This window comes from Novosphingobium lindaniclasticum LE124 (assembly GCF_000445125.1).
Classification (GTDB): domain Bacteria; phylum Pseudomonadota; class Alphaproteobacteria; order Sphingomonadales; family Sphingomonadaceae; genus Novosphingobium; species Novosphingobium lindaniclasticum.
The window spans coordinates 17,097-37,176 of record NZ_ATHL01000055.1 but is presented as its reverse complement, the minus strand read 5'-3'; the positions used below and the strand labels follow the sequence as shown (position 1 = coordinate 37,176).

At 65.2% G+C, this 20,080-nt stretch carries 23 protein-coding genes; 12 read left to right on the top strand and 11 right to left on the bottom strand.

The window, feature by feature from the left end; translation table 11 throughout:
* Window positions 1-17: 17 nt before the first annotated feature.
* From nadB to L284_RS32490, 4 genes are all read right to left on the bottom strand, one after another.
* Window positions 18-1,631, bottom strand: coding sequence for an L-aspartate oxidase (nadB, locus tag L284_RS32505; RefSeq protein WP_021233487.1), 1,614 nt, complete (start codon window positions 1,629-1,631; stop codon window positions 18-20).
* Window positions 1,632-1,740: 109 nt separating this feature from the next.
* On the bottom strand, window positions 1,741-2,070 hold the full coding sequence (locus tag L284_RS32500) for a DMT family transporter (protein ID WP_021233486.1): 330 nt from the start codon (window positions 2,068-2,070) through the stop codon (window positions 1,741-1,743).
* Window positions 2,067-3,014 (bottom strand): ABC transporter ATP-binding protein, encoded by a 948-nt coding sequence (locus L284_RS32495; protein WP_031341813.1) that lies wholly within the window; start codon window positions 3,012-3,014, stop codon window positions 2,067-2,069. Before L284_RS32495 ends, L284_RS32500 begins: the two co-directional genes overlap by 4 nt.
* 242 nt (window positions 3,015-3,256) lie before the next feature.
* Complete coding sequence (locus tag L284_RS32490; protein WP_021233484.1) at window positions 3,257-3,697, bottom strand: winged helix-turn-helix transcriptional regulator; 441 nt, start codon at window positions 3,695-3,697, stop codon at window positions 3,257-3,259.
* Window positions 3,698-3,812: 115 nt separating this feature from the next.
* Here L284_RS32490 and L284_RS32485 point away from each other — a divergent pair, with 115 nt between their 5' ends.
* From L284_RS32485 to L284_RS46840, 4 genes are all read left to right on the top strand, one after another.
* On the top strand, window positions 3,813-4,382 hold the full coding sequence (locus L284_RS32485; RefSeq protein WP_021233483.1) for an FMN-dependent NADH-azoreductase: 570 nt from the start codon (window positions 3,813-3,815) through the stop codon (window positions 4,380-4,382).
* 95 nt (window positions 4,383-4,477) lie between these two features.
* Entirely contained in the window at window positions 4,478-4,690 is a 213-nt protein-coding gene (locus L284_RS32480; RefSeq protein ID WP_021233482.1) for a zinc-finger domain-containing protein, read from the top strand.
* A 224-nt stretch (window positions 4,691-4,914) separates the two neighbouring features.
* The gene (locus L284_RS32475) at window positions 4,915-5,262 is read left to right on the top strand and encodes a hypothetical protein (RefSeq protein WP_021233481.1); all 348 of its coding nucleotides are present in this window, start codon (window positions 4,915-4,917) and stop codon (window positions 5,260-5,262) included.
* A gap of 16 nt (window positions 5,263-5,278) precedes the next feature.
* Window positions 5,279-5,791 carry a thermonuclease family protein gene (locus L284_RS46840; RefSeq protein ID WP_021233480.1) on the top strand — a complete coding sequence of 171 codons (513 nt, stop codon included), beginning with the start codon at window positions 5,279-5,281 and terminating at the stop codon, window positions 5,789-5,791.
* 59 nt (window positions 5,792-5,850) lie between these two features.
* Here the strand turns inward: L284_RS46840 and L284_RS32465 are convergent, their stop codons facing one another.
* Window positions 5,851-6,903 carry a ribonucleotide-diphosphate reductase subunit beta gene (locus L284_RS32465; RefSeq protein WP_021233479.1) on the bottom strand — a complete coding sequence of 351 codons (1,053 nt, stop codon included), beginning with the start codon at window positions 6,901-6,903 and terminating at the stop codon, window positions 5,851-5,853.
* A gap of 329 nt (window positions 6,904-7,232) precedes the next feature.
* Between L284_RS32465 and L284_RS32460 the strand changes: the two genes are divergently transcribed.
* Together L284_RS32460 and L284_RS32455 are read left to right on the top strand one after the other, a co-directional pair.
* Window positions 7,233-7,484, top strand: coding sequence for a DUF2171 domain-containing protein (locus tag L284_RS32460; protein ID WP_021233478.1), 252 nt, complete (start codon window positions 7,233-7,235; stop codon window positions 7,482-7,484).
* Window positions 7,485-7,620: 136 nt separating this feature from the next.
* The gene (locus tag L284_RS32455) at window positions 7,621-7,848 is read left to right on the top strand and encodes a DUF2171 domain-containing protein (RefSeq protein ID WP_021233477.1); all 228 of its coding nucleotides are present in this window, start codon (window positions 7,621-7,623) and stop codon (window positions 7,846-7,848) included.
* A gap of 134 nt (window positions 7,849-7,982) precedes the next feature.
* On the opposite strand, the gene L284_RS32450 is transcribed toward L284_RS32455, so the two are convergent.
* From L284_RS32450 to L284_RS32445, 3 genes are all read right to left on the bottom strand, one after another.
* Window positions 7,983-9,329, bottom strand: coding sequence for a TldD/PmbA family protein (locus tag L284_RS32450; protein WP_021233476.1), 1,347 nt, complete (start codon window positions 9,327-9,329; stop codon window positions 7,983-7,985).
* Window positions 9,330-9,601: 272 nt separating this feature from the next.
* Window positions 9,602-9,907, bottom strand: coding sequence for a hypothetical protein (locus tag L284_RS47895; protein WP_152524636.1), 306 nt, complete (start codon window positions 9,905-9,907; stop codon window positions 9,602-9,604).
* Window positions 9,908-10,051: 144 nt separating this feature from the next.
* Window positions 10,052-10,507 (bottom strand): hypothetical protein, encoded by a 456-nt coding sequence (locus tag L284_RS32445; RefSeq protein ID WP_021233475.1) that lies wholly within the window; start codon window positions 10,505-10,507, stop codon window positions 10,052-10,054.
* Window positions 10,508-10,751: 244 nt separating this feature from the next.
* Between L284_RS32445 and lptB the strand changes: the two genes are divergently transcribed.
* Both lptB and rpoN read left to right on the top strand, forming a co-directional pair.
* Window positions 10,752-11,534, top strand: coding sequence for an LPS export ABC transporter ATP-binding protein (lptB, locus tag L284_RS32440; protein WP_021233474.1), 783 nt, complete (start codon window positions 10,752-10,754; stop codon window positions 11,532-11,534).
* A gap of 56 nt (window positions 11,535-11,590) precedes the next feature.
* Entirely contained in the window at window positions 11,591-13,081 is a 1,491-nt protein-coding gene (gene rpoN, locus L284_RS32435; protein ID WP_031341808.1) for an RNA polymerase factor sigma-54, read from the top strand.
* Between the two features lie 138 nt (window positions 13,082-13,219).
* On the opposite strand, the gene L284_RS47890 is transcribed toward rpoN, so the two are convergent.
* Window positions 13,220-13,558 (bottom strand): hypothetical protein, encoded by a 339-nt coding sequence (locus tag L284_RS47890; protein ID WP_152524635.1) that lies wholly within the window; start codon window positions 13,556-13,558, stop codon window positions 13,220-13,222.
* Between the two features lie 238 nt (window positions 13,559-13,796).
* On the opposite strand from L284_RS47890, the gene L284_RS32430 reads away from it, so the two are divergent.
* Window positions 13,797-15,107 carry a methyltransferase domain-containing protein gene (locus L284_RS32430; RefSeq protein WP_021233472.1) on the top strand — a complete coding sequence of 437 codons (1,311 nt, stop codon included), beginning with the start codon at window positions 13,797-13,799 and terminating at the stop codon, window positions 15,105-15,107.
* A 250-nt stretch (window positions 15,108-15,357) separates the two neighbouring features.
* On the opposite strand, the gene map is transcribed toward L284_RS32430, so the two are convergent.
* Both map and L284_RS32420 read right to left on the bottom strand, forming a co-directional pair.
* Window positions 15,358-16,188 (bottom strand): type I methionyl aminopeptidase, encoded by an 831-nt coding sequence (gene map / locus L284_RS32425; protein WP_031341806.1) that lies wholly within the window; start codon window positions 16,186-16,188, stop codon window positions 15,358-15,360.
* A 63-nt stretch (window positions 16,189-16,251) separates the two neighbouring features.
* Window positions 16,252-17,097, bottom strand: a complete 846-nt coding sequence (locus L284_RS32420; RefSeq protein ID WP_021233470.1) for a DUF4163 domain-containing protein — start codon at window positions 17,095-17,097, stop codon at window positions 16,252-16,254.
* Between the two features lie 45 nt (window positions 17,098-17,142).
* Between L284_RS32420 and L284_RS32415 the strand changes: the two genes are divergently transcribed.
* From L284_RS32415 to argC, 3 genes are all read left to right on the top strand, one after another.
* Window positions 17,143-18,537 (top strand): leucyl aminopeptidase family protein, encoded by a 1,395-nt coding sequence (locus L284_RS32415; RefSeq protein ID WP_021233469.1) that lies wholly within the window; start codon window positions 17,143-17,145, stop codon window positions 18,535-18,537.
* A gap of 117 nt (window positions 18,538-18,654) precedes the next feature.
* Entirely contained in the window at window positions 18,655-18,954 is a 300-nt protein-coding gene (locus tag L284_RS32410) for an SH3 domain-containing protein (RefSeq protein ID WP_052018355.1), read from the top strand.
* The gene (gene argC / locus L284_RS32405) at window positions 18,954-19,877 is read left to right on the top strand and encodes an N-acetyl-gamma-glutamyl-phosphate reductase (protein WP_021233467.1); all 924 of its coding nucleotides are present in this window, start codon (window positions 18,954-18,956) and stop codon (window positions 19,875-19,877) included. The genes L284_RS32410 and argC overlap by 1 nt, the downstream gene beginning before the upstream one ends.
* The last annotated feature ends 203 nt before the right edge of the window (window positions 19,878-20,080 follow it).

Here is a 20,080-nt window from a genome sequence, read left to right as displayed (position 1 = left end):
AAGCGCAACCGCCCCGGTCAGGGCACCAGAACGGTGTCGTGCGCTTCCGTCTCCGTCTCGCGATAATCCAGCGTAAAGTGCAGCCCCCGGCTCTCGTGCCGGTGCAGCGCCGAGCGGACGATCAGTTCGGCGGTCTGAAGCAGGTTGCGCAGTTCGATCAGGTCGGTCGAGACACGAAAATGGCGGTAGTATTCCTCGACCTCGCCGTTCAGCATCTGGATGCGGTGCATCGCGCGCTCCAGCCGCTTGGTGGTGCGCACGATACCGACATAGTTCCACATGAAACGCCGGATCTCCGTCCAGTTCTGCTTGATGACCACTTCCTCGTCCGAATCGATGACCCGGCTTTCGTCCCAGGGCCGCACCGGCGGCGGCAGGTCGAACGCGTCCCAGTGATCGAGGATGTGCGCCGCGCAGGATTCGCCGAAGACGAAACATTCCAGCAGCGAGTTGGAGGCCAGACGATTGGCGCCGTGAAGGCCGCTCTCGGTGCATTCGCCCGCCGCGTAGAGGCCCGGCAGGTCGGTCTTGCCGTCGAGATCGATGAGCACGCCGCCGCAGGTGTAGTGCTGCGCGGGGACGACCGGGATCGGCTCCCTGGTCATGTCGATGCCGAGGCCGAGCAGCTTTTCGTAGATGTTCGGGAAGTGCTCGCGGATGAAGGCCGCGGGCTGGTGGCTGATGTCGAGGTGGACGTAGTCGAGGCCGTAGCGCTTGATCTGGTCGTCGATGGCGCGGGCGACGACGTCGCGCGGGGCCAGTTCGGCGCGCGCATCGTAATCGGGCATGAAGCGGTGGCCGGTGACCGGATGGAGCAGCCTCCCGCCCTCGCCGCGCACGGCCTCGGTGATGAGGAAGTTCTTGACCTCCAGGTTGTAGAGGCAGGTCGGGTGGAACTGCATCATCTCCATGTTGGAGACGCGCGCACCGGCGCGCCAGGCCATGGCGATGCCGTCGCCGGTGGCGCCGCGCGGCGCGGTGGAGAACTGATAGACGCGCCCCGCGCCGCCGGTGGCAAGGACCGTCGCGCGAGCGGTGTGCGCCTCGACCCGCCCGGTCTTTTCGTCGAGCGCATAGACACCCCAGACCCGGCCGGAGCCGGAATAGCGCAGTTCGTGGCGCCCGGTGATGAGGTCGATGCAGGACTGCCCCGGCAGCAGGGTAATGTTGGGATGGTCCTCCGCCGCCTTCAGCAGCGCGCTTTGCACCGCCCAGCCGGTCGCGTCGGCGACGTGGACGATGCGGCGGTGCGAATGGCCGCCCTCGCGGGTGAGGTGCAGGTCGCTGCCCTCGGTGTTGAACGGCACGCCCAGTTCGACCAGCCGCGCGATCGCGTGAGGCGCGCGCTCGATCACGAATTCCACGGTTTCGCGCCGGTTCAGACCGGCCCCGGCGACCATGGTGTCCTCGATGTGCTCTTCGAAAGTGTCGCCCGCATCGAGAACGGCGGCGATGCCGCCCTGTGCCCAGGCCGTGGAACCGCCGGTCAGCGTGCCCTTGGCGAGCACCAGAACCTTGAGCTTGTCGGCCATCTCGAGCGCTGCAGTGAGACCCGCCGCGCCTGAACCGACGACGATCACGTCATGCGAAGGGAGCGGATGCGCGGGAACGGGGTCGATGTTCGTAGCCATGGCGGCTCCATGCCGGGGCGACAGCGATCACGCAATAATTAGCTTTGTGCCCATGCCCGCACGGCAATCATGTTGCAGTGCGGCGAAGACTACTCCGGAACTCCGTGCTTCAGTGGCCGGTCACTTTCGAAAAGACGTTCATGACGATCACGCCCGCGATGATCAGCGCGATGCCGGCAACGGCCGGCAGATCCAGCTTCTGCCCCTGGAAAATCCAGGCGATCGCCGCGATCAGCACGATCGCCACGCCGGACCATATCGCATAGGCCACCCCGGTCGGCATTCCCCGCAGCGCCAGGGAGAGGCAATAGAACGCCACCCCGTAGCCCGCCGCCATGATTGCGGTCGGCACGGCCTTGGTAAAGCCTTCCGACTGCTTGAGAAACGAAGTCGCGATCACTTCGGCGACGATCGCGATTCCGAGGTAGAGATAACTCACGCAGCGACGGAACTCGTCAGGCTGACGAAGACGTCCTCCAGATCCGCCTCGCGCGTGGTCACATCGACGATCGCGAAGCCCTGCGCCTGTACCGCCGACAGGATCTCGCCGGCATTGCTGCGGTCCTTGTCATAGGTGATCTGGAGTACGCGCTCACCCGACATCTCGCACTTGAGGAAGCCGGGATGGCTGGGCAGCGCGGTCACGTCGCGGTCGAGCGTGAGGACGAGGATCTTCTCGCGCGCCATGCCGACAAGTTCGCGCGTGGGCTTGTTCGCGATCAGTTCGCCGTGGTTGATGATGGCGATGCGGTCGCAGAGTTCCTCGGCTTCTTCCAGATAGTGCGTGGTCAGCACGATCGTCGCGCCCTCGCGGTTCAGCTCGGTGACGAGTTCCCAGAGCTGGCGGCGCAGTTCCACGTCCACGCCCGCGGTCGGCTCGTCGAGCACCAGCACCGGCGGCTGGTGGACCAGGGCCTTGGCGATCAGCAGGCGGCGCTTCATCCCGCCCGAGAGCGTGCGCGCATAGGCGTCGCGCTTGTCGGCCAGGTGCACGGCCCGCAGCAGGTCTTCCGAACGGCGCACGGCCTTGGTGATGCCGTAGAGTCCGGCCTGGTTCTCCAGCACTTCGAAGGGGGTGAAGAACGGGTCGAACACGATTTCCTGCGGGACTATGCCGATCGAGCGCTTGGCATTGCGCTGGTGCTTGTCGATATCGAAGCCCCAGATGTCGATCGTGCCCGAGCTCTTGCGGACAAGGCCCGCCATGATGTTGATGAGCGTCGACTTGCCCGCGCCGTTGGGGCCGAGCAGGCCGAAGATGCCGCCCTCCGGCACGTCGAAGGAGACACCCTTCAGCGCGAGCTTGCCTTCGCCGTTTCCGGCAGGGGCGTAACGCTTCTTGAGGTCGCGGATCGAGATGGCGGCGGAAGTCGAGCTGGTCATGGCCCGCATGTGGGGCAGGACGGCGCGCCAGTAAAGAGTGCGAATTTTGCCGAGGCAGCGTCGGCCAAGGGATATCGATCACGCGGATACGCGGAGAGGTTCGGCGAAGCCGCTTTCATGCCGCGGTTGCGATTGGCGCATCGCCAAAGGACAGGAGATAGCCTGCCGCCTGCACGGCACCTCCGCGTCTCCGCGTGATTCATTATTCCTTTCGATCCATCACGCCGCGATCGATCTTCGCTTCAATCGCCCTCGCGCCTGTCGAACACCGAGCGGCTTTCCTCGATCGCCGGACGGTTGGCGAAGGCCCAGGCGCCCAGCTCCTTCACCGGTCGCGACAGGGAGCGGCCAAGATCGCTGAGCGCATATTCGACGCGCACCGGCACACTGGCATGGACCGTGCGGACCACCAGCCCGTCCCGCTCCAGCGCCCGCAACGTGCGCGACAGCATCTGCTGCGAAATGCCGTCGATTGCGCGCTTCAGTTCGTTGAAGTGGCGGTCCCCCTCCAGCAAGGTCATGACCACCAGCATCGACCACTTGTCGCCCACCCGGCTGAGAATATCGCCGATCACCCGGCATGCGCCTGGCGAATGCACGATGTCCGGCACGGCATCCGCTCGATCTGCTGCCTCCAAGCTGGGTGCCTCCAAGCTGGGTGCCTCCAAGGTAGTCACGTCCATGTTACCTGGTCCTGAAAAAATGCGCTCTTGGCGTTTGTCGCGGTGCAACATAGCTATGGGCGGTCACATTTTCAAACCTAGACCCTTTTTCAGACTATCCAGAGGTTCTCTCCCCATGAAGCTTCTCCATCTCGATTCCAGCATCCTCGGCGAAAACTCGGTGAGCCGCGCCGTCTCGGCCGCCATCGTCGAGAGCCTGACCAAGGCCGACCCCGCGCTTGAAGTCAGCTACCGCGACCTCGCCGCCGAAGCCCTGCCGCACCTGACGCTCGACGTGCTCGGCAATCCCGACGGCACGCCGGAACTGGCCGAATTCCTCGCCTCCGACGTGATCGTGATCGGTGCCGGCATGTACAACTTCACGATTCCCAGCCAGCTCAAGGCGTGGTTCGACCGCGTGCTCGTGGCCGGCAAGACCTTCCGCTACACCGCCGAAGGCCCCGAAGGCCTGGCCGGCGGCAAGAAGGTCTACGTCGCCCTTTCGCGCGGCGGCTACTACGGCGAAGGCCAACCGGCTGCCGCCGTCGAGCACGCCGAGAGCTATCTGCGCGCCGTGCTGGGCTTCGTGGGCATAACCGACCCCATCTTCGTGCTGGCGGAAGGCATCGCCATCGGCCCCGAGGTCCGCGAAAAGGCCCTTGCCGACGCGCTTGCCCAGGCCGCCGGGCTGACCGTTCCGGCCTGAGGTCTCGCCCAGGCGACCCCCGGCGCGCCATCCCGCGCGCCGGGGCGCATTTGCCGTCTGGAAATTGCCGCGAAGGCTTGGTAATCGGCCGAACCATGAGCACGCAGCCCGAAACCGTCTACACCGAATCCCACCGCGTTTCCTGCGACGGGGCCACCGACATCCGCGCCGCCGGCAACTACAAGCCCGCCGCTCTCGGCCACCCGCGCGTGTGGCTGGAGATCGACGAAAAGGGCTATGTCGATTGCGGCTATTGCGATCGCCGCTTCGTGCTCAAGGGTGGCCCGGCCGACCAGCAGGCTGCCTGAATCACCTGCTTCCGGAGCGGGCATGCCGCCTGCGTGGATGTCTTTTGCTGCAGGCGTAAATAACGCCTGTAGATCCCGGGCTAGGGCGTTGCCGTAAACCCGGCAGCTTCCCGGTCCGAACCGGGTGGGTCCGACTCACCGCAGCGCCGGTAACCGGATGATAAGGTCATGGCGTCATAGGTTATAAAACAAGGGTTGGACGCCGGGGGCGATTGCCTGTGAACATGCTTAGAATCCGTGCGCACCAGCGCTATGCCGTTCGCCGGGAGACCCGTATCCTGCGCGGCCTTCGCCTGGTCGGTACTGGCCTGCTGGTCGAAGTTTCGCAGGAAGGATGCCGCATCGGCTGCGTCATGCCGGCGGACATGCTGCCCGAACCGGTCGAAAACGGCGAGATGCTGGTCATCGCGCCGGAAGGTGCGGAACCGTTCGAGGCGCGCGTGCGCTGGAGCGGGAACGGCACGCTGGGCTTTCGCCTGACCCGCGCCTTCCATCATCACGAACTCGACCGACTGATTCGCACTTGCCGGGGAGAATTCGACGCGCCAGAGGCTCGCGAATACGGAACCTGAGGAACGTTCTTTCCCCATGCCAAGACCTTACCGCCGGCCGCACGACCGGCGCGGAATCCCGACCACCGTCTGGATTCTCCTTCCCCTCCTCCTGGTCGCGGGGCTCTATTACTGGCACGGACATCGCGGATCGTCGCTAAGCGGCGGCGGCCTGCTGCCCTCCGCTCCCGACACCGAGACCGCCCGGTTCGCCCGCTGCTCCGGCCCGGTGCGCAAGACCTGCGTCGTCGATGGCGACACCTTCTGGTATCGCGGCACCAAGATCCGCATCGCCGACATCAACACCCCGGAAACCAGCAAACCCGAATGCCGCGAAGAAGCACGTCTCGGCGCCAAGGCGACCGAGCGGCTGATCGTCCTGCTCAACGAGGGCCCGTTCACCCTTCAGCCCGGAGGCGACGGCCGCGAAAAGGACCGCTATGGCCGCGCCTTGCGCATCGTCACCCGCGAAGGCCGCAGCCTCGGCACGATCCTGGTGGACGAGGGTCTCGCCGAACGCTGGCAAGGCCGGCGGGGGACGTGGTGCTGACACGAAAAAGGGCTCGGAAGCAGCGCTCCCGAGCCCTTTTCATGACCTGAGGCCCGTCGTTACTCGGCAGCCTCCGTCGCGCCGAACATGTCGGGCTCGATGCCTTCCACGACCAGCACTTCGTCGTTCGCCTTGACCTTGCGGCGCGAATCGAAGTTCGACCAGACGTCGTTCCAGTTGCCGCGCGTCGCGCCCTTCGAATATTCGGTGGCGCGCGTCTCGAAGAAGTTGGCGTGCTCCACACCGTTCAGCAGCGGCTGAAGCCACGGCAGCGGGTGATCCTCGATCAGGTAGATCGGGTTGAGGCCGAGCTGGCCCATGCGCCAGTCGGCGATGTAGCGGATGTACTTCTTGATGTCCTTGGCGGTCATGCCGGGTACCGGGCCCATCTCGAAAGCGAGGTCGATGAAGGCGTCTTCCAGGCGGACGGTGGTCTGGCACTGGTCGGCGATGTCGTCCTTCACCGCCTTGGTCAGGCAGCCGCGCTCCTGCACGAAAGCGTGGAACAGGCGGGTGATGCCCTCGCAGTGCAGCGATTCGTCGCGGACCGACCACGAGACGATCTGGCCCATGCCCTTCATCTTGTTGAAGCGCGGGAAGTTCATCAGCATCGCGAAGCTGGCGAAGAGCTGCACGCCTTCAGTGAAGCCGCCGAACATGGCGAGCGTACGTGCGATATCCTCGTCATTGTCGACGCCGAACTTCTGCAGGTAGTCGTGCTTGGCCTTCAGTTCCTCGTACTCGAGGAACATGCCGTATTCGCTCTCGGGCATGCCGATGGTGTCGAGCAGGTGCGAATAGGCGGCGATGTGCACCGTCTCCATGTTGGAGAAGGCGGTGAGCATCATCTTGATCTCGGTCGGCTTGAAGACGCGCGCGTACTTCTCGTGGTAGCAGTCCTGCACTTCCACGTCGGCCTGGGTGAAGAAGCGGAAGATCTGGGTGAGCAGGTTGCGCTCATGCTCCGAGATGTTCTGCGCCCAGTCGCGGCAATCCTCGCCCAGCGGCACTTCCTCGGGCAGCCAGTGGATCTGCTGTTGCGTCTTCCAGAAGTCGTAGGCCCAGGGATATTCGAAGGGCTTGTAGGTCTTGCGGGCTTCGAGAAGCGACATGGGCGGACAACTCCGGAGGTTCGATGGCTATCTGATTCTAAAGAGTGCCGGGCGATTCGAAGGGCCGAAACGTGGCCTTTCGCGCCTGCCCGGCGCGTGATCCTGGAGGCACGGGGCAAGCCCCGATGCCGACGCCGCCCACGATACCCAAATTTGATCGCTTTTGGAGCGGGTTGGCAAAAGTTTGCACAGCAAAAAGGCACATGTTGGGCCTTGACCAATATAGGGACGCAAGGGCTTGTAGGCCAGAGCTAGATCGCGAATCGTGGAACAAGGCGGACTTGCGCGGTTTTCCCCTGGATCCGAGCGCTTTTTTTGGAGCATCAGCCATGCCATCCTCCCATCAGCCCGCCGCCCCCTCCTGGCCCACCGCCTGGGGCGCCATCCATAAGGGCATGACAGTGATCGCAGCGGACGGCTATCCCGTCGGCACGGTCGATCATGTCGAGGGGCAGGAGGTCATCCTGGAGGGAGAAGGATCGTCCTTCGTCGCCCTGTCCGAAATCAACGGCGTGGACGGCAACAGGATACTGCTCTCACCGCGCGGCGACGCCACGTTCGGGCTCGGCGCGGAGCCCTGATCCTCCTACCCCCTGCCCTTCCCGGGGGGACCGGTGCCTCCACGAGCCGTTCCTCCGGCAAGACCGGCACTGGAACGAAGCGGAAGAGCAGGCCGTTTACCGGCCATTCGGACTCACCCGCACAGGAGGAAACCTCATGTTCGAGAAGCTGCGCATCCGCGAGCACATGGAAGTCACCGATCATTCCGGCCGGCACGTCGGCACGATCGACGAAGTCGAGGACGACCAGCTCAAGCTGACGCGTTCCGACAGCTCGGACGGCGCCCACCATTTCATCGCCTTCGACAATGTCGACCGCATCGAGGACAACCGGGTCTACCTGAAGCCAGGCACGCCCATCCCGATGGGCGCCGGATCGAACTGACCGGCCGATCTTCGCGGGAGAGGCGCCAGTCGCAGCCTGTCCCTGCCGGAACCCCGACCTTCACCCTGTAGGGTCGGGGTTCTTGCATTCGCCCGCTTGCGCGGCAAGTGCAGCGGAAGCCAGCGGCGCCTTCGTCAATCGCCCGCGATGGTCATCCCATCTACGCGCAAAGTCGGCACGTTGGTCGCGCGGTGCCATTCCAGGTCGTTCGCCGCCGTCAGGCGTGCGAACATGGCGAGCAGGTTGCCGGCCACGGTGAACTCGGCGACCGGGCCGGCGATCTCGCCCCCGACGATGCGGAAGCCCGAGGCGCCCCGGCTGTAGTCTCCGGTAACGGGGTTGACGCCGCTGCCGATCAGTTCGGTGATGTATACGCCGTCCTCGATATCGGCCATCAGTTCCGCCGGGGTCGCCGTGCCGGGCTGGAGGTGCAGATTGCCAACCGAAACGCCGGGCGCGCCACCGCCGCCGCGCGCGGCATGGCCGGTCGGCGCCAGGCCCAGTTGGCGGGCCGAGGCGCTGTCCAGTAGCCAGCCGGTCAGGCGGCCGTCTTCCACGAGATTGCGCGCCCGCGTCGGCAGCCCCTCACCATCGAAGGGTCGGGATCTCAGACCGCGCGGCCGGTGAGGTTCTTCCACCAGGACGGTCCCCGGTGCAAAGATCTGATCCTCCAGCTTGCCGAGCAGGAAGCTGGAGCGCCGGGCGATGGCGTTTCCGGAAATCGCGCCGATAAGGTTGCCGATCAGCGAACCGCCCACGCGCGGGTCGAACACCACGGGCATAGGCCCGCTGGCCATGCGCCCCGGGTTCAGCCGCGCGACGGCACGCCGGGCGGCAAGCTCGCCGATCTCGGCGGGAAGCGGCAGGTCGGCGCGGTGATGCGCCGATCGCGCCGCATAGTCGCGCTGCTTGGCCGCGCCTTCTCCGGCGACGATCGAGGCACCGAGCGAATGGCTGGTGGAACCATAGGCGCCAGAAAAACCATGGCTCGTCGCCAAAGCGAAGACACCGCTGCCGGCGCTGGCGGTGGCGCCGTCCGAATTGGTCACGCCGGCCACCGCACGGGCAGCCTCCTCGGCTTCGCGCGCGGCCGCCCGCAGATCGTGCGGGCTGGGCTCCGCCGGGTCCGACAGGTCGAGTTCCGGCCAGGGGCCGCGCGTCAGCAGCTCTTCGGGGGCGAGACCGGCGAAAGCATCCTCCGGCGCGGCACCCGCCATGGCGAGCGCCCGGGCCGCCAGTTCATCGAGGGCCTGCGGCGAAAGGTCGGAGGAACCGATGCTGGCCGAGCGCCGGCCAAGGAATACCCGCAGCGAGATGTGCTCGCTTTCGGAACGCTCGACATCTTCCAGATTGCCCAGGCGCACCTGGATGCCTTCCGACGAACTGGCGCCGAAAACGGCATCGGCGGCATCGGCGCCGGCCTTGCGGGCGCGTTCGACGAGGTCCTGGGCGCGGTCGAGCGCTTCCTGGGGGCTGAGCATCTCTTCAGGTCTCCACTACCCTGCGAACCGGCCCCATACCGGTTCGGGGGAGCGCAGCCCTAAACTTCAGGAGAGCCCAGCGCAAATTTTGCTTTAGGGTGGCGCCGCTTGAGGCAGGGGGTCAGTTGCGGAACGTCCGGTATCGCGCGCCTTGAATCCGCGCGTATCGCCGTCGTCCCGGACTTGATCCGGGGCGAGGCCTGGTCGAACGGCATCTTCATCGCAACTTCGGACGTACCGTCAGCTTTCATCCTCTTGCGTAGCCGACGTCTTCATTCTGCATCGTCGATCAGTGACTGTCGGGCTGTTCCAGCCAGTGCGCAGTTCTTTTTGAATATCCGACATTCCCGCTCCATCTGTTCGACAATCTTCATTTGCTCTTGGACAACGTAGGGATCGTGTCGAATATCCGGCGACCACATGTTCCTTCCCGGAAAGGCGGGATTGCGAGGCGGTGCTTCTTGATGGCTTGGAGGAATGACCGGAGCTGGTTGCGGAATCATCCTTCCAATCCCGATCCCGACAATCAGGAACGCGGCCGCGATGACAACTGTCCGCTTACTATAACCAGACGGCATCGACCAATCCCGAAGATGCGTGATTCTGTTTAAGGCGGCCTAAGACTGCCGCGCAACTCTACTGAACGTCATGCTCCAGAGCGGGTCTGAGCCTTACTTGTTATGGGTCTGACAGCCTGCGAATCCTGACCTTGAACCGTTTCTTCATGCCGACAGCAGCGAGAGACCTTTGAACAAGCCGGTGATCGCGAAAGGCAGGCCGATCGCAAGCAGCCAGAGCATGATGCGGTCGCGGCGGAAGAGAGGACCGAAGTCCGGATCGTGGGCTTGCTTGTCGTCCAGCCGGTTCCAACGTGCCTCGAAACGGCGGCAGGCGGGGATGATCGCAACGACCAGAATCACGAGCGCCAGATAGGGCAGCAGCGACTCGCCGTGGCTCTTGAGCGCGCCCACGGTGACGAAGATCTGCAAGGCGGTATAGACCAGCAGGGCATAAGCGATGTTGTCGCTCATCTTGCGGCGCCAGTCCGCGCTTTCCAGCCGAGCCTTTCCAGCTACGCCCCCGCCGCGGTCCGCGCGGGCGGATTTGTCGGACAGGGCAGCGGACAGGGGCCTGACCGAGCCGAAGGGGTGGGTGTCCTGTTTGCCGATCCTGTCCATCGTCGTCAGTCCTGTTTCGTGTGTGAACCTGATCCGTCTGCAGCAATCCCGTTCGGGCGATCCACCCACTAGATCACTACACCGTCCAGACTTCAAGGTCCCCCTTCAACACGCAACTTTATTGCCTTGTGCCGGATCGGGGCGGCAAATGCGACGGACCATGCAGGAAACCTGCCAACTCACGCCGTATCGGTCGATTTGCCGACTTGCCGAGTACCTGGCGCCTGCGTAAACCGCTCCGAACATGACCGGAACCACCGAACTCCCTCCGCAACCGGCTCACCATGTGCCGACCGTCGCCGAAGCCGGCGGGCTCGAAGTCATCTCCATCGCCAAAAGCTACGACAAGCGCGCGGTCCTGACCGATATCTCGCTGTCGGTGGCCAAGGGAGAGGTTCTGGGCCTGCTCGGGCCGAACGGCGCGGGCAAGACGACCTGCTTCTATTCGATCATGGGTCTGGTCCGCCCCGATTCCGGCCGCATTCTGATGGACGGCGTCGACGTGACGCGCCTGCCGATGTACCGCCGGGCCGTGTTGGGGCTTGGCTACCTGCCGCAGGAAACCTCGATCTTTCGCGGCCTTACGGTCGAGCAGAACATCGGTGCCGTGCTCGAACTCAACGAGCCGGACAAGCATGTGCGCGCCAGCGAACTGGAACGGCTGCTGGACGAATTCGGCCTTACCCGCCTGCGTTCCAGCCCGGCCATGGCGCTGTCCGGCGGTGAGCGGCGGCGCTGCGAAATCGCACGCGCCCTGGCGGCAAAACCCTCGATCATGCTGCTGGACGAGCCTTTCGCCGGCATCGACCCGCTGTCGATCTCCGACATCCGCGATCTGGTGAAAGACTTGAAGACGCGCGGCATCGGCGTGCTCATCACCGACCACAACGTTCGGGAGACGCTAGACATCGTGGACCGCGCCTGCATCATCTACGGCGGCCAGGTGCTCTTCGCGGGCAGCCCGGAAGCGCTCGTCGCCGACGAGAACGTGCGCCGCCTCTATCTCGGCGAAGGCTTCACCCTGTGACCTTCGCGGCAGGCACATGCCTGTCGAAAGGCTTTCGCACACAGGTCGGCTAAGCCATGGCGCTTGGACCACGCCTGGATCTCAGGCCCAGGCAGTCGCTGGGTCAGTCCCTGGTGATGACTCCGCAGCTTCAGCAGGCGATCAAGCTGCTGGCGCTGTCGAACCTCGAAGTCGAAGCCTTCATCGGCGAATCGCTGGAAGCCAACCCCCTGCTCGATCTGGGCGGCGAGCCTGCCTCGCTCGCCCAGGACGGGGATGTGCCGGACCCGCCCCGGCAAACCACGCTCGAAGGATCTGCCGTCGACCGCCTCATCAGCGAGGGTCGAGGCGATCAGGATCGCCCGCTGGACATAGACACGGCCGCGCTGGATCGCGATCGTGACACCGGCGAATGGTCCGCCGATCTGCGCCTCGGCGGGGGCGACGAACGGCCCGGCCTCGAAGACCGCCATCACGGCGAGGCGACCCTGGTCGAGCACCTGGAGGCGCAGGTCGGCAGCGCCGCCGCCGATCCGCGGATAGCCGGCATCGCCCGTTATCTGATCGGTCAACTGGACGAGGCCGGCTACCTGCCCGTCACGCTCCTCGACATGGCGGAAGAGCTGGGCGTGGCACGCGCTGATGTGGAGCAGGCACTCGCGGTCGTGCAGTCGCTCGATCCCACCGGCGTAGGCGCACGGTCGCTGTCGGAATGCATTGCCCTCCAGGCGCGAGAGGCCGATCGCCACGATCCGGCGATGGCGCGGCTGATCGACAATCTCGACCTTCTCGCGCGCGGCGATCTTGCCCGTCTCAAGCGGATCTGCGCCGTCGACGACGAGGATTTTGCCGACATGCTGTCCGAGCTTCGCGGCTACGATCCGAAGCCGGGCCTGCGGTTCGGCGGTGAGCCCAGCGGCGCCGTGACGCCGGATATCCTCATCATGCCCCGCAGCGACGGCGGCTGGGACGTGGCGATAAACCAGGCGAGCCTGCCGCGGCTGATCGTCAACCGCAGCTACTACGTCGAATTGAAGGGCAGCTGCGCCGACAAGGGATCGCGCGCCTGGCTCTCCGAAAAGCTCGCTGACGCCAATTGGCTGATCAAGGCCCTGGACCAGCGACAGAAGACGATCCTCAAGGTCGCCAGCGAACTGGTGAAGCAGCAGGAAGGCTTCTTCCGCAGCGGCATTTCGCAATTGAAGCCGCTCACGCTGCGAACCGTGGCCGAGGCGATCGGCATGCACGAATCGACCGTCAGCCGGGTCACCTCGAACAAGTATCTGAGCTCCCCGCGCGGCACGCATGAGCTGAAATTCTTCTTCACCTCGGGCGTTTCCGCCGCGAGCGGGGAAGGCGCGTCCGCCGAAGCCGTGAAGGCGGCGATCCGGCAGTTGATCGACGCCGAGGACTCGAAAGCGATCCTCTCAGACGATGCCTTGGTAGACCTGTTGAAAGACAAGGGTTTCGAACTCGCTCGCCGCACCGTCGCCAAGTATCGCGAGGCTATCGGGCTGGGAAGTTCGGTCCAGCGCCGCCGCCAGAAGGCCATCGCGGCCTTGCGGTAAGAACCGGTCGGTCGCGCAGAGGCCTGTCATGGTCATAAAGCGGTTTGATTTGGCAGGAAACGTGATACCTTCAATCCATGAGGTGCACCCGGCTTGCGACCAACCGCAAGATGCCGACATCGCGAGAACGCGGTACCCTCATGGAGAGGATCGCCGATGTCGTACATCGACCGACACTTCATCGAACATCGTCGGGCAGGCAATAGCCGCAAAGCCCTGACTGGCGGTGTCGCGGCCCGGTTGAACGGCAATCCGGCCGAGCGGCCGCGCGCCGAGCACCGGAACAGCCCAGGTTTCAGGCTCGAGATCGATGCACCGGCCCGCGCCGGTCCGTGCTCCATCTTGGATTCGAGCCGTCTTACCGGCCTTGGCGAGGCCGCCTGCAAAGACCTCGGCAGGTGCCCGGCTCGGACCGGCCACCCATGCCGGCGGCCAAGCGGTCGCCGGCAATCCCCTGGGGACGATCCGCTGGATCATCCCGCGGGACTGACCTCCATACCCCCCGGAGGTCGCCCGCCCGGAGCGGCACCAGTCCGCACTTGCGTGCCGCTCCGGCTGATCGGTTTCAGCTCTCCCGGTGAGGCGATGCGTCTGCTCCGTACAGCCGCGAGCAGGTCGATTATACGAGGGATTGCCTAGCCCGCCTTCGGACTTGGTACACCGCCCCGCTTTAGCTCTCGGCAAGGAAGATCCGCTTCCGCCGGGAACCGCCGCGATGATTCCGAAGTGCTTCCATTTCATCTGGGTCGGCGACGAGACCCGCCGCCCGGACAATTGCATCCAGACCTGGCGCAATGCCCATCCCGATTGGGAATTTCGCCTCTGGGGCAATGCCGAGTTGGAGGGCCGCGACTGGATCAACCGCCGGCATATGGCGCAGATGGCCCCGCGCGAACTGAACGGCGTGGCCGACATGATGCGCTGGGAAATCCTGCTCGAACACGGCGGACTGGTCTTCGATGCCGATTCCCTCTGTCTGCGGCCGCTCGACCTCGCGATGCTCGACTGCGAGGCCTTCGCCTGCTGGGAAAGCGAGATCGCCCGGCCGGGCCTGATCGCAGCCGGTTACTTCGGCTGCACTGCGGGCAATGCCTTGGTCAAGCGGATCGTCGAGGATATCGCCGCCAGCCCCTCGGTGATCGGCGACATGGCGTGGAAGACCGTGGGCCCGCAGCGCCTGACCGATTGCTACCGCAAGTTCGCCTATACCCCGCTGCGGATCTACCCCAGCCACACGTTCATCCCGCGCCACTTCACCGGCCTTACCTATGACGGCGCCGACCCGGTCTACGCGCACCAGCTCTGGGGCTCGACGCTGCGCACATACGAGGACATGCACCGGACCGAGTTCGGCGAAATGGCGGCTCCACCCCCGAATCCGCAGGCCGTGCCGACGTCCGGGCAGACCGCGTCCTCGCCGCTGGAACACATCCACGCGCCCTATTTCCTCCAGCGGGTGCCGGTTGGCTCGGAACTCGCCTCGCTGGACCGCATGGAGGTCTTCGCCAGCCTGCTCTCTGGCCAGCGCGTGCTCCACATCGGCTGCGCGGACTGGCCGATCACCGATCCGCGCACTTCCCTCCACGTCCGCCTCGAAGCACACTGCGCCCAACTCGATGGCCTCGATCCCCATGGCGAGGCGCTCGAGCAGCTACGGCCATTCGTGAAAGGAAAGCTTTTCACCGATTTCGCCCAAGTGACCGGCCGCTACGATGTCGTCCTCGTTCCCGAAGTCATGGAACACGTTCCCGATGTCGCCGGATTCCTGGCGCAGATCGAAAGCCTGGATGCCGGCCTCTTCCTGATCTCCGTGCCGGACGCATTCCAGTGCCGCGCCCGGCACTTCGACTATGTAGCGGAGACCGAGACCTTCCTGGAGGGCGTCCACCCCGATCACAACGCCTGGTACACGCCCTACACTTTCGCCAATACCATGCGGAAATACAGCGGCCTCGAATTGCAACGGATGTGGTTCTTCAACCGCATCTCGCTGCTGGCACTGCTGAGCAGGCCGGTTGCGGCTTGAAGGGGAAAAGAAGAGCAGGGGAGCTTATCCCCCTGCCCTCCGGGACTGTCGATCTTGCGCGCGCAGAGGCCGAAGCGCGCTCCTTGTGGGCGCCTCACGGCCTGCGATGCTTCACATGCTGGCCTGAGGGCGCCGCTTTGCCCTCATGACGAGGGCGGGAGAAGGCGACCTGTTCCGCTCAAGGGAGCCGACGTCCGCGCGCCCCGCCGTCCAAGCGCCCTACTGTCCAAGCGCCCTACCGTCCGACAAATCAGGCGTAGGGCGGCTTGTGGAGGCCCTTGGGGCTGGTCGTGAAGATCTCGCAGCCGGTCTCGGTGATGCCGATCGAATGCTCGAACTGCGCCGAGAGCGACTTGTCGCGCGTTACCGCCGTCCAGCCGTCGGCCAGCAGCTTCACCGGCGGCTTGCCGAGGTTGATCATGGGCTCGATAGTCATGAACATGCCAGGCTTCAGCAGCGGGCCGGTGCCGGGGCGGCCGGCATGGACCACTTCGGGCGCGTCATGGAACAGGCGGCCGAGGCCGTGGCCGCAGAACTCGCGGACGACGCCGTATCGAAACGATTCGGCATAGGCCTGGATCGCGGCCCCGATATCGCCCACGCGGTTGCCGGGCTTGGCCTGCTCGATGCCGATCATCAAGCAGTCATAGGTCACATCGACCAGGCGGCGCGCCTTCAGGGAGACGTCGCCCGCCAGGTACATGCGGCTGGTGTCGCCATGCCAGCCGTCGAGCAGCGGGGTCACGTCGATATTGACGATATCGCCGTCCTTGATCGTCTTTTCCGACGGGATGCCGTGGCAGACCACGTGGTTGATCGAGATGCAGCACGAATGGGCATATCCCCGGTAGCCGAGCGTCGCAGGCACGGCGCCGCCGTCCAGAGTCAGTTCGCGAACCTTGTCGTCGATCGCCGCCGTGGTGACGCCCGGCTGCACCATCGGCGCAATCTCGTCGAGGATCATGGCGGCAAGGCGCCCCGCCTTGCGCATGCCCTCGAAGCCCTCGGGGCCATGCAGCTTGATGGTGCCGTCACGCAGGACGGTTTCGCTTCCGGGTTCGACGATCTGGTATTCGGTCATGACGCCTACATAACGATTGCGCGCGCAAATTGCGAGATCGGGCGTGACCTCGCGCATCCGCTCCTATCTGGCGACCGAGAAACTCGACCGATATTGGGGCTTCAAGGCGGCCATGACCGCGCCCGTCACCGGCACCGTCACCTCGTAGCTGCCCTCGGCATAAGGCCCGGCGTTATAGGGCGGCACCAGCAGGCCGATGCGGTCGAAGGTCTGGCGATTGGTCGACCCGAGGATCACCACTTGCTCCACCGGATCGATGCATTCTGAGAACATCTCGTCGCTCTTGTCGATCGGGCCGCCCCGGCGCTTGACCCGCTCCTTGTCGAGCGCGGTGCAGAACGCCGTGCGAATGGCTTTCGACAGCGCTTCCTTGCTGGTGAAGAGATCGATCGGCTTGCGTACCGCCTCGGCATGGCGATCCCACAACAGGGCGTCGAACATGGTCATGCCATGCGCGCCGCCGGAGTAGGTATAGATTTCCGAGGACAGTGAGAGCCAGTTCGGCAGGTCGGTGACGACTTTCCATTCCTCGCCATAGCTGTAGGCGTGATAGGGATAGTCGTTCTCCTTGGACTCCGCCTGTCCTTCCTTCGCACCGCTGATGAGGTCCGCGCGCGATGTCTCGAGCTGCTTGTCGAGATTGGCTTTCAGGCCCGGAATTGCGCCTGCCGCATCGGGATAGGCATAACTGAACTCGTAGGTGTCGTTCTCCACCTTCTCCGTGCGGCCGCCGCCCACGGCGACTTCGCTGGCGTCCGCAGCCGGTTCAGTCGCCGTTTCGCTGGCGGTATCGACGGTGTCCGCAGCGGTCTCCGAGGCGGCGGGAGCGGGCTTCTCGCTCTGGCAGCCGCCAAGCAGCAGGGCCGCGCTTGCAGCGGAAGCCAGGCACCAGGCACCAAATCGCATCATTTTCCCTCTCGGCTCAGGTTCGCGGCAAGGCTAGAGAATGAATCCATGACCGACAAGAACGCATTGATTCAGCCCGATCGCGGCCAGAAAGCCGTCTCCATCCACCTCATCAAGAAGGATGGACTGGAGGAGTTCACCAAGGGCCTGTCGGTGCCGCAGCGCGCCGCGATCGAAGCGCAGAAGTTCGTCGGCGATCCGGGCAGCCACGCGATCGTGCCCGATGGCGAGGGCTGGTTCGTCGCCGCGGGCGTGGCCGATCCGGCCAGCCTCTCCACCTGGTGCCTTGCCAAACTGGCCGACGTGCTGCCCGCCGGCACCTACCGCCGCGCAAACGGAGAACCCGGAAAGGCGGCACTCGGCTGGATCGCGGGACAATACAGCTTCGACCGCTACCGCTCCGAACCGTCCGAGGAAGGCCCGCGCATTCTCCTCACCGGCGAAGTGAAGGCGATAGATGCCGCGATCGCAGAGGCCGAGGCGATCGAATTCGTGCGCGACCTCGTCAACACCCCGGCCGAGGACATGGGGCCCGGCCAGCTCGAATCCGAAGCGGAATCGCTTGCCAAGGCCTTCCGCGCGGAGGTGAGAATCACCCGCGGCGAGATGCTCGAGCGGGAATATCCGATGGTCCACGCCGTCGGGCGCGCGGCGGGACGCGCCCATGCGCCGCGCCTGATCGAAGTGGAATGGGGCGAACCCACGCACCCCCGGATCGCGATCGTCGGCAAGGGCGTCTGCTTCGATTCCGGCGGGCTCGACATCAAGCCCGGCGCGGGGATGCTACTGATGAAGAAGGATATGGGCGGCGCCGCCCATGCTCTGGCTCTCGCCCGCCTGATCATGGGCGCGAAGCTGCCGGTGCGGCTCCATCTCCTGATCCCGGCGGTCGAGAACGCGATCTCCGGCAATTCCTTCCGCCCCGGGGACGTGCTGCGCAGCCGTGCGGGGATCACCGTCGAGATCGGCAATACCGACGCCGAGGGCCGCCTGATCCTGGCCGACGCCCTCACCCGCGCGGGCGAGAAGGAGCCCGAACTCCTGATCGACTTCGCCACCCTCACCGGCGCCGCCCGCGTGGCGGTCGGCCCGGACCTTCCGGCGCTCTTCACGCGCGAGGACGGGACTGCGCAGGCCATTATCGACGCGGGCCTTGCAGTGGACGACCCCTGCTGGCGCCTGCCGCTCTATGATGGCTACCGCGAATACCTGAAGTCGGACATCGCCGATATCAACAATGCCGGGTCCAGCGGCTTTGCCGGGGCCACCACGGCAGCGCTGTTCATGGACCGCTTCGTGCCCAAGGGGCTCGACTGGGCGCACTTCGACACCTTCGCCTGGCGCCCCGCCGCCAAGCCGGGTCGGCCCAAGGGCGGCGACGCGCTCGGTCTGCGTGCGGCCTGGCACATGTTGCAGCGGCGCTACACTGGCGACCATGGCTGAACTTGCGTCTTTGCCATGCCGCCGCTAAGCGCGCGCATCTTTGCATTTGGAGTAGCACCCGCGTTGGCCACCGAGGATTCCTATACCCGCCCTCCCCGGATCGATGGACTGCTTGCCATGACCGGGCCGAGCGTGACCGCGGATCCCGGATGCCTTCCCGTGCGCGGAGACCTCGCGCATATCAGGCTGGCGGGTCTTTACTTCGTGCCGCATTATGCCGTGCCGATGCCGCATGTCGTGCTCGACGGCGCGGTGCTGCGCGCGATGAGCCGCGCCGACGCCGAGACGATTCGTGAGCTTCCCGCCGGCGAGACGTTCAACGTGCTCGACGTCGCCGGCAACTGGGCCTGGGGCCAGCTCGGCGAACAGGGCCAGGTCGGCTATGTCGCGCTCGACACTCTGGAGGCACAGGGCTGATGACGAAGACGGTCTTCATCGACGGCGCCGCCGGCACCACCGGTCTGGAAATCGCCGACCGGCTCACGGGCCGCGCCGAATTCGAACTGATCCTCCTCGATGACGCCCGCCGCAAGGACGACGCCGCTCGCGCCCAAGCGCTGAACGCGGCCGATTTCGTTATCCTCTGCCTGCCCGACGACGCCGCCAAGGCCGCTGTCGGCATGATCCGCAACGACACGACCCGCGTGATCGACGCCTCCTCGGCGCACCGCGTGGCGCCGGGCTGGACTTACGGCTTTCCGGAAGTGGTGGGCCGCGATACCGTCGCCGCCGCGCGCTTCGTCAGTAATCCCGGCTGCTACCCCACTGGCTTCATCGCCCTGGTCGCACCCTTGGTGAAGGCGGGCCTGCTTCCGGCAGACTGGCCTTACGTCTGCCACGCGGTCTCGGGCTATTCGGGCGGCGGCAAGGCGCTGATCGGCCGTTTCGAGGAAGACGGCGACATCGCCTTCCGTGCCTATGGCCTGGCCCTCGGCCACAAGCATGTGCCGGAAATGACGGCACATGTCGGCCTGACCCATGCACCGATCTTCGCGCCCGCCGTGGTTCCCGCACATCGCGGCATGCTGGTGGAAGTACCGCTGCATCTTTCCATGATGCCCAAGACGGGCGATCCCGCCGCGCTTCGTGCCGCGCTCGCCGAATTCTATGCGGGTAGCGAGATCGTCACGGTCGTCGACGACCAGCCCGACGAACTGCTGCTGCGCGCCTCGATGGCGCCGGTCGACACGCTGACGCTGCGGGTGCTCGGCGCCGCGGACGGCTCGCAAGCGCGCATGGTCGCCATGCTCGACAATCTGGGCAAGGGCGCCAGCGGCGCGGCCGTGCAGAACCTCAACCTCATGGCCGGGCTTTCCGAGACCGCTGGCCTGAGGCTCTGATCCACGGGTTGGAACCGGCCCCACATATCATTCGCGTTATTTCGCGCTAAAAAGGCGCCGGAAGCCATGCGGTTTCCGGCGCCTTTTTAGCGTCGGCGTCTCAAGCTTGCACGCCCTTCCAGGAAGCAGGACTAAACCCTCTGCACAATTTTAAGGCAGGTCCTGCCTGAATGTTGATCACATAATGTCGCCAACCCGGCGGC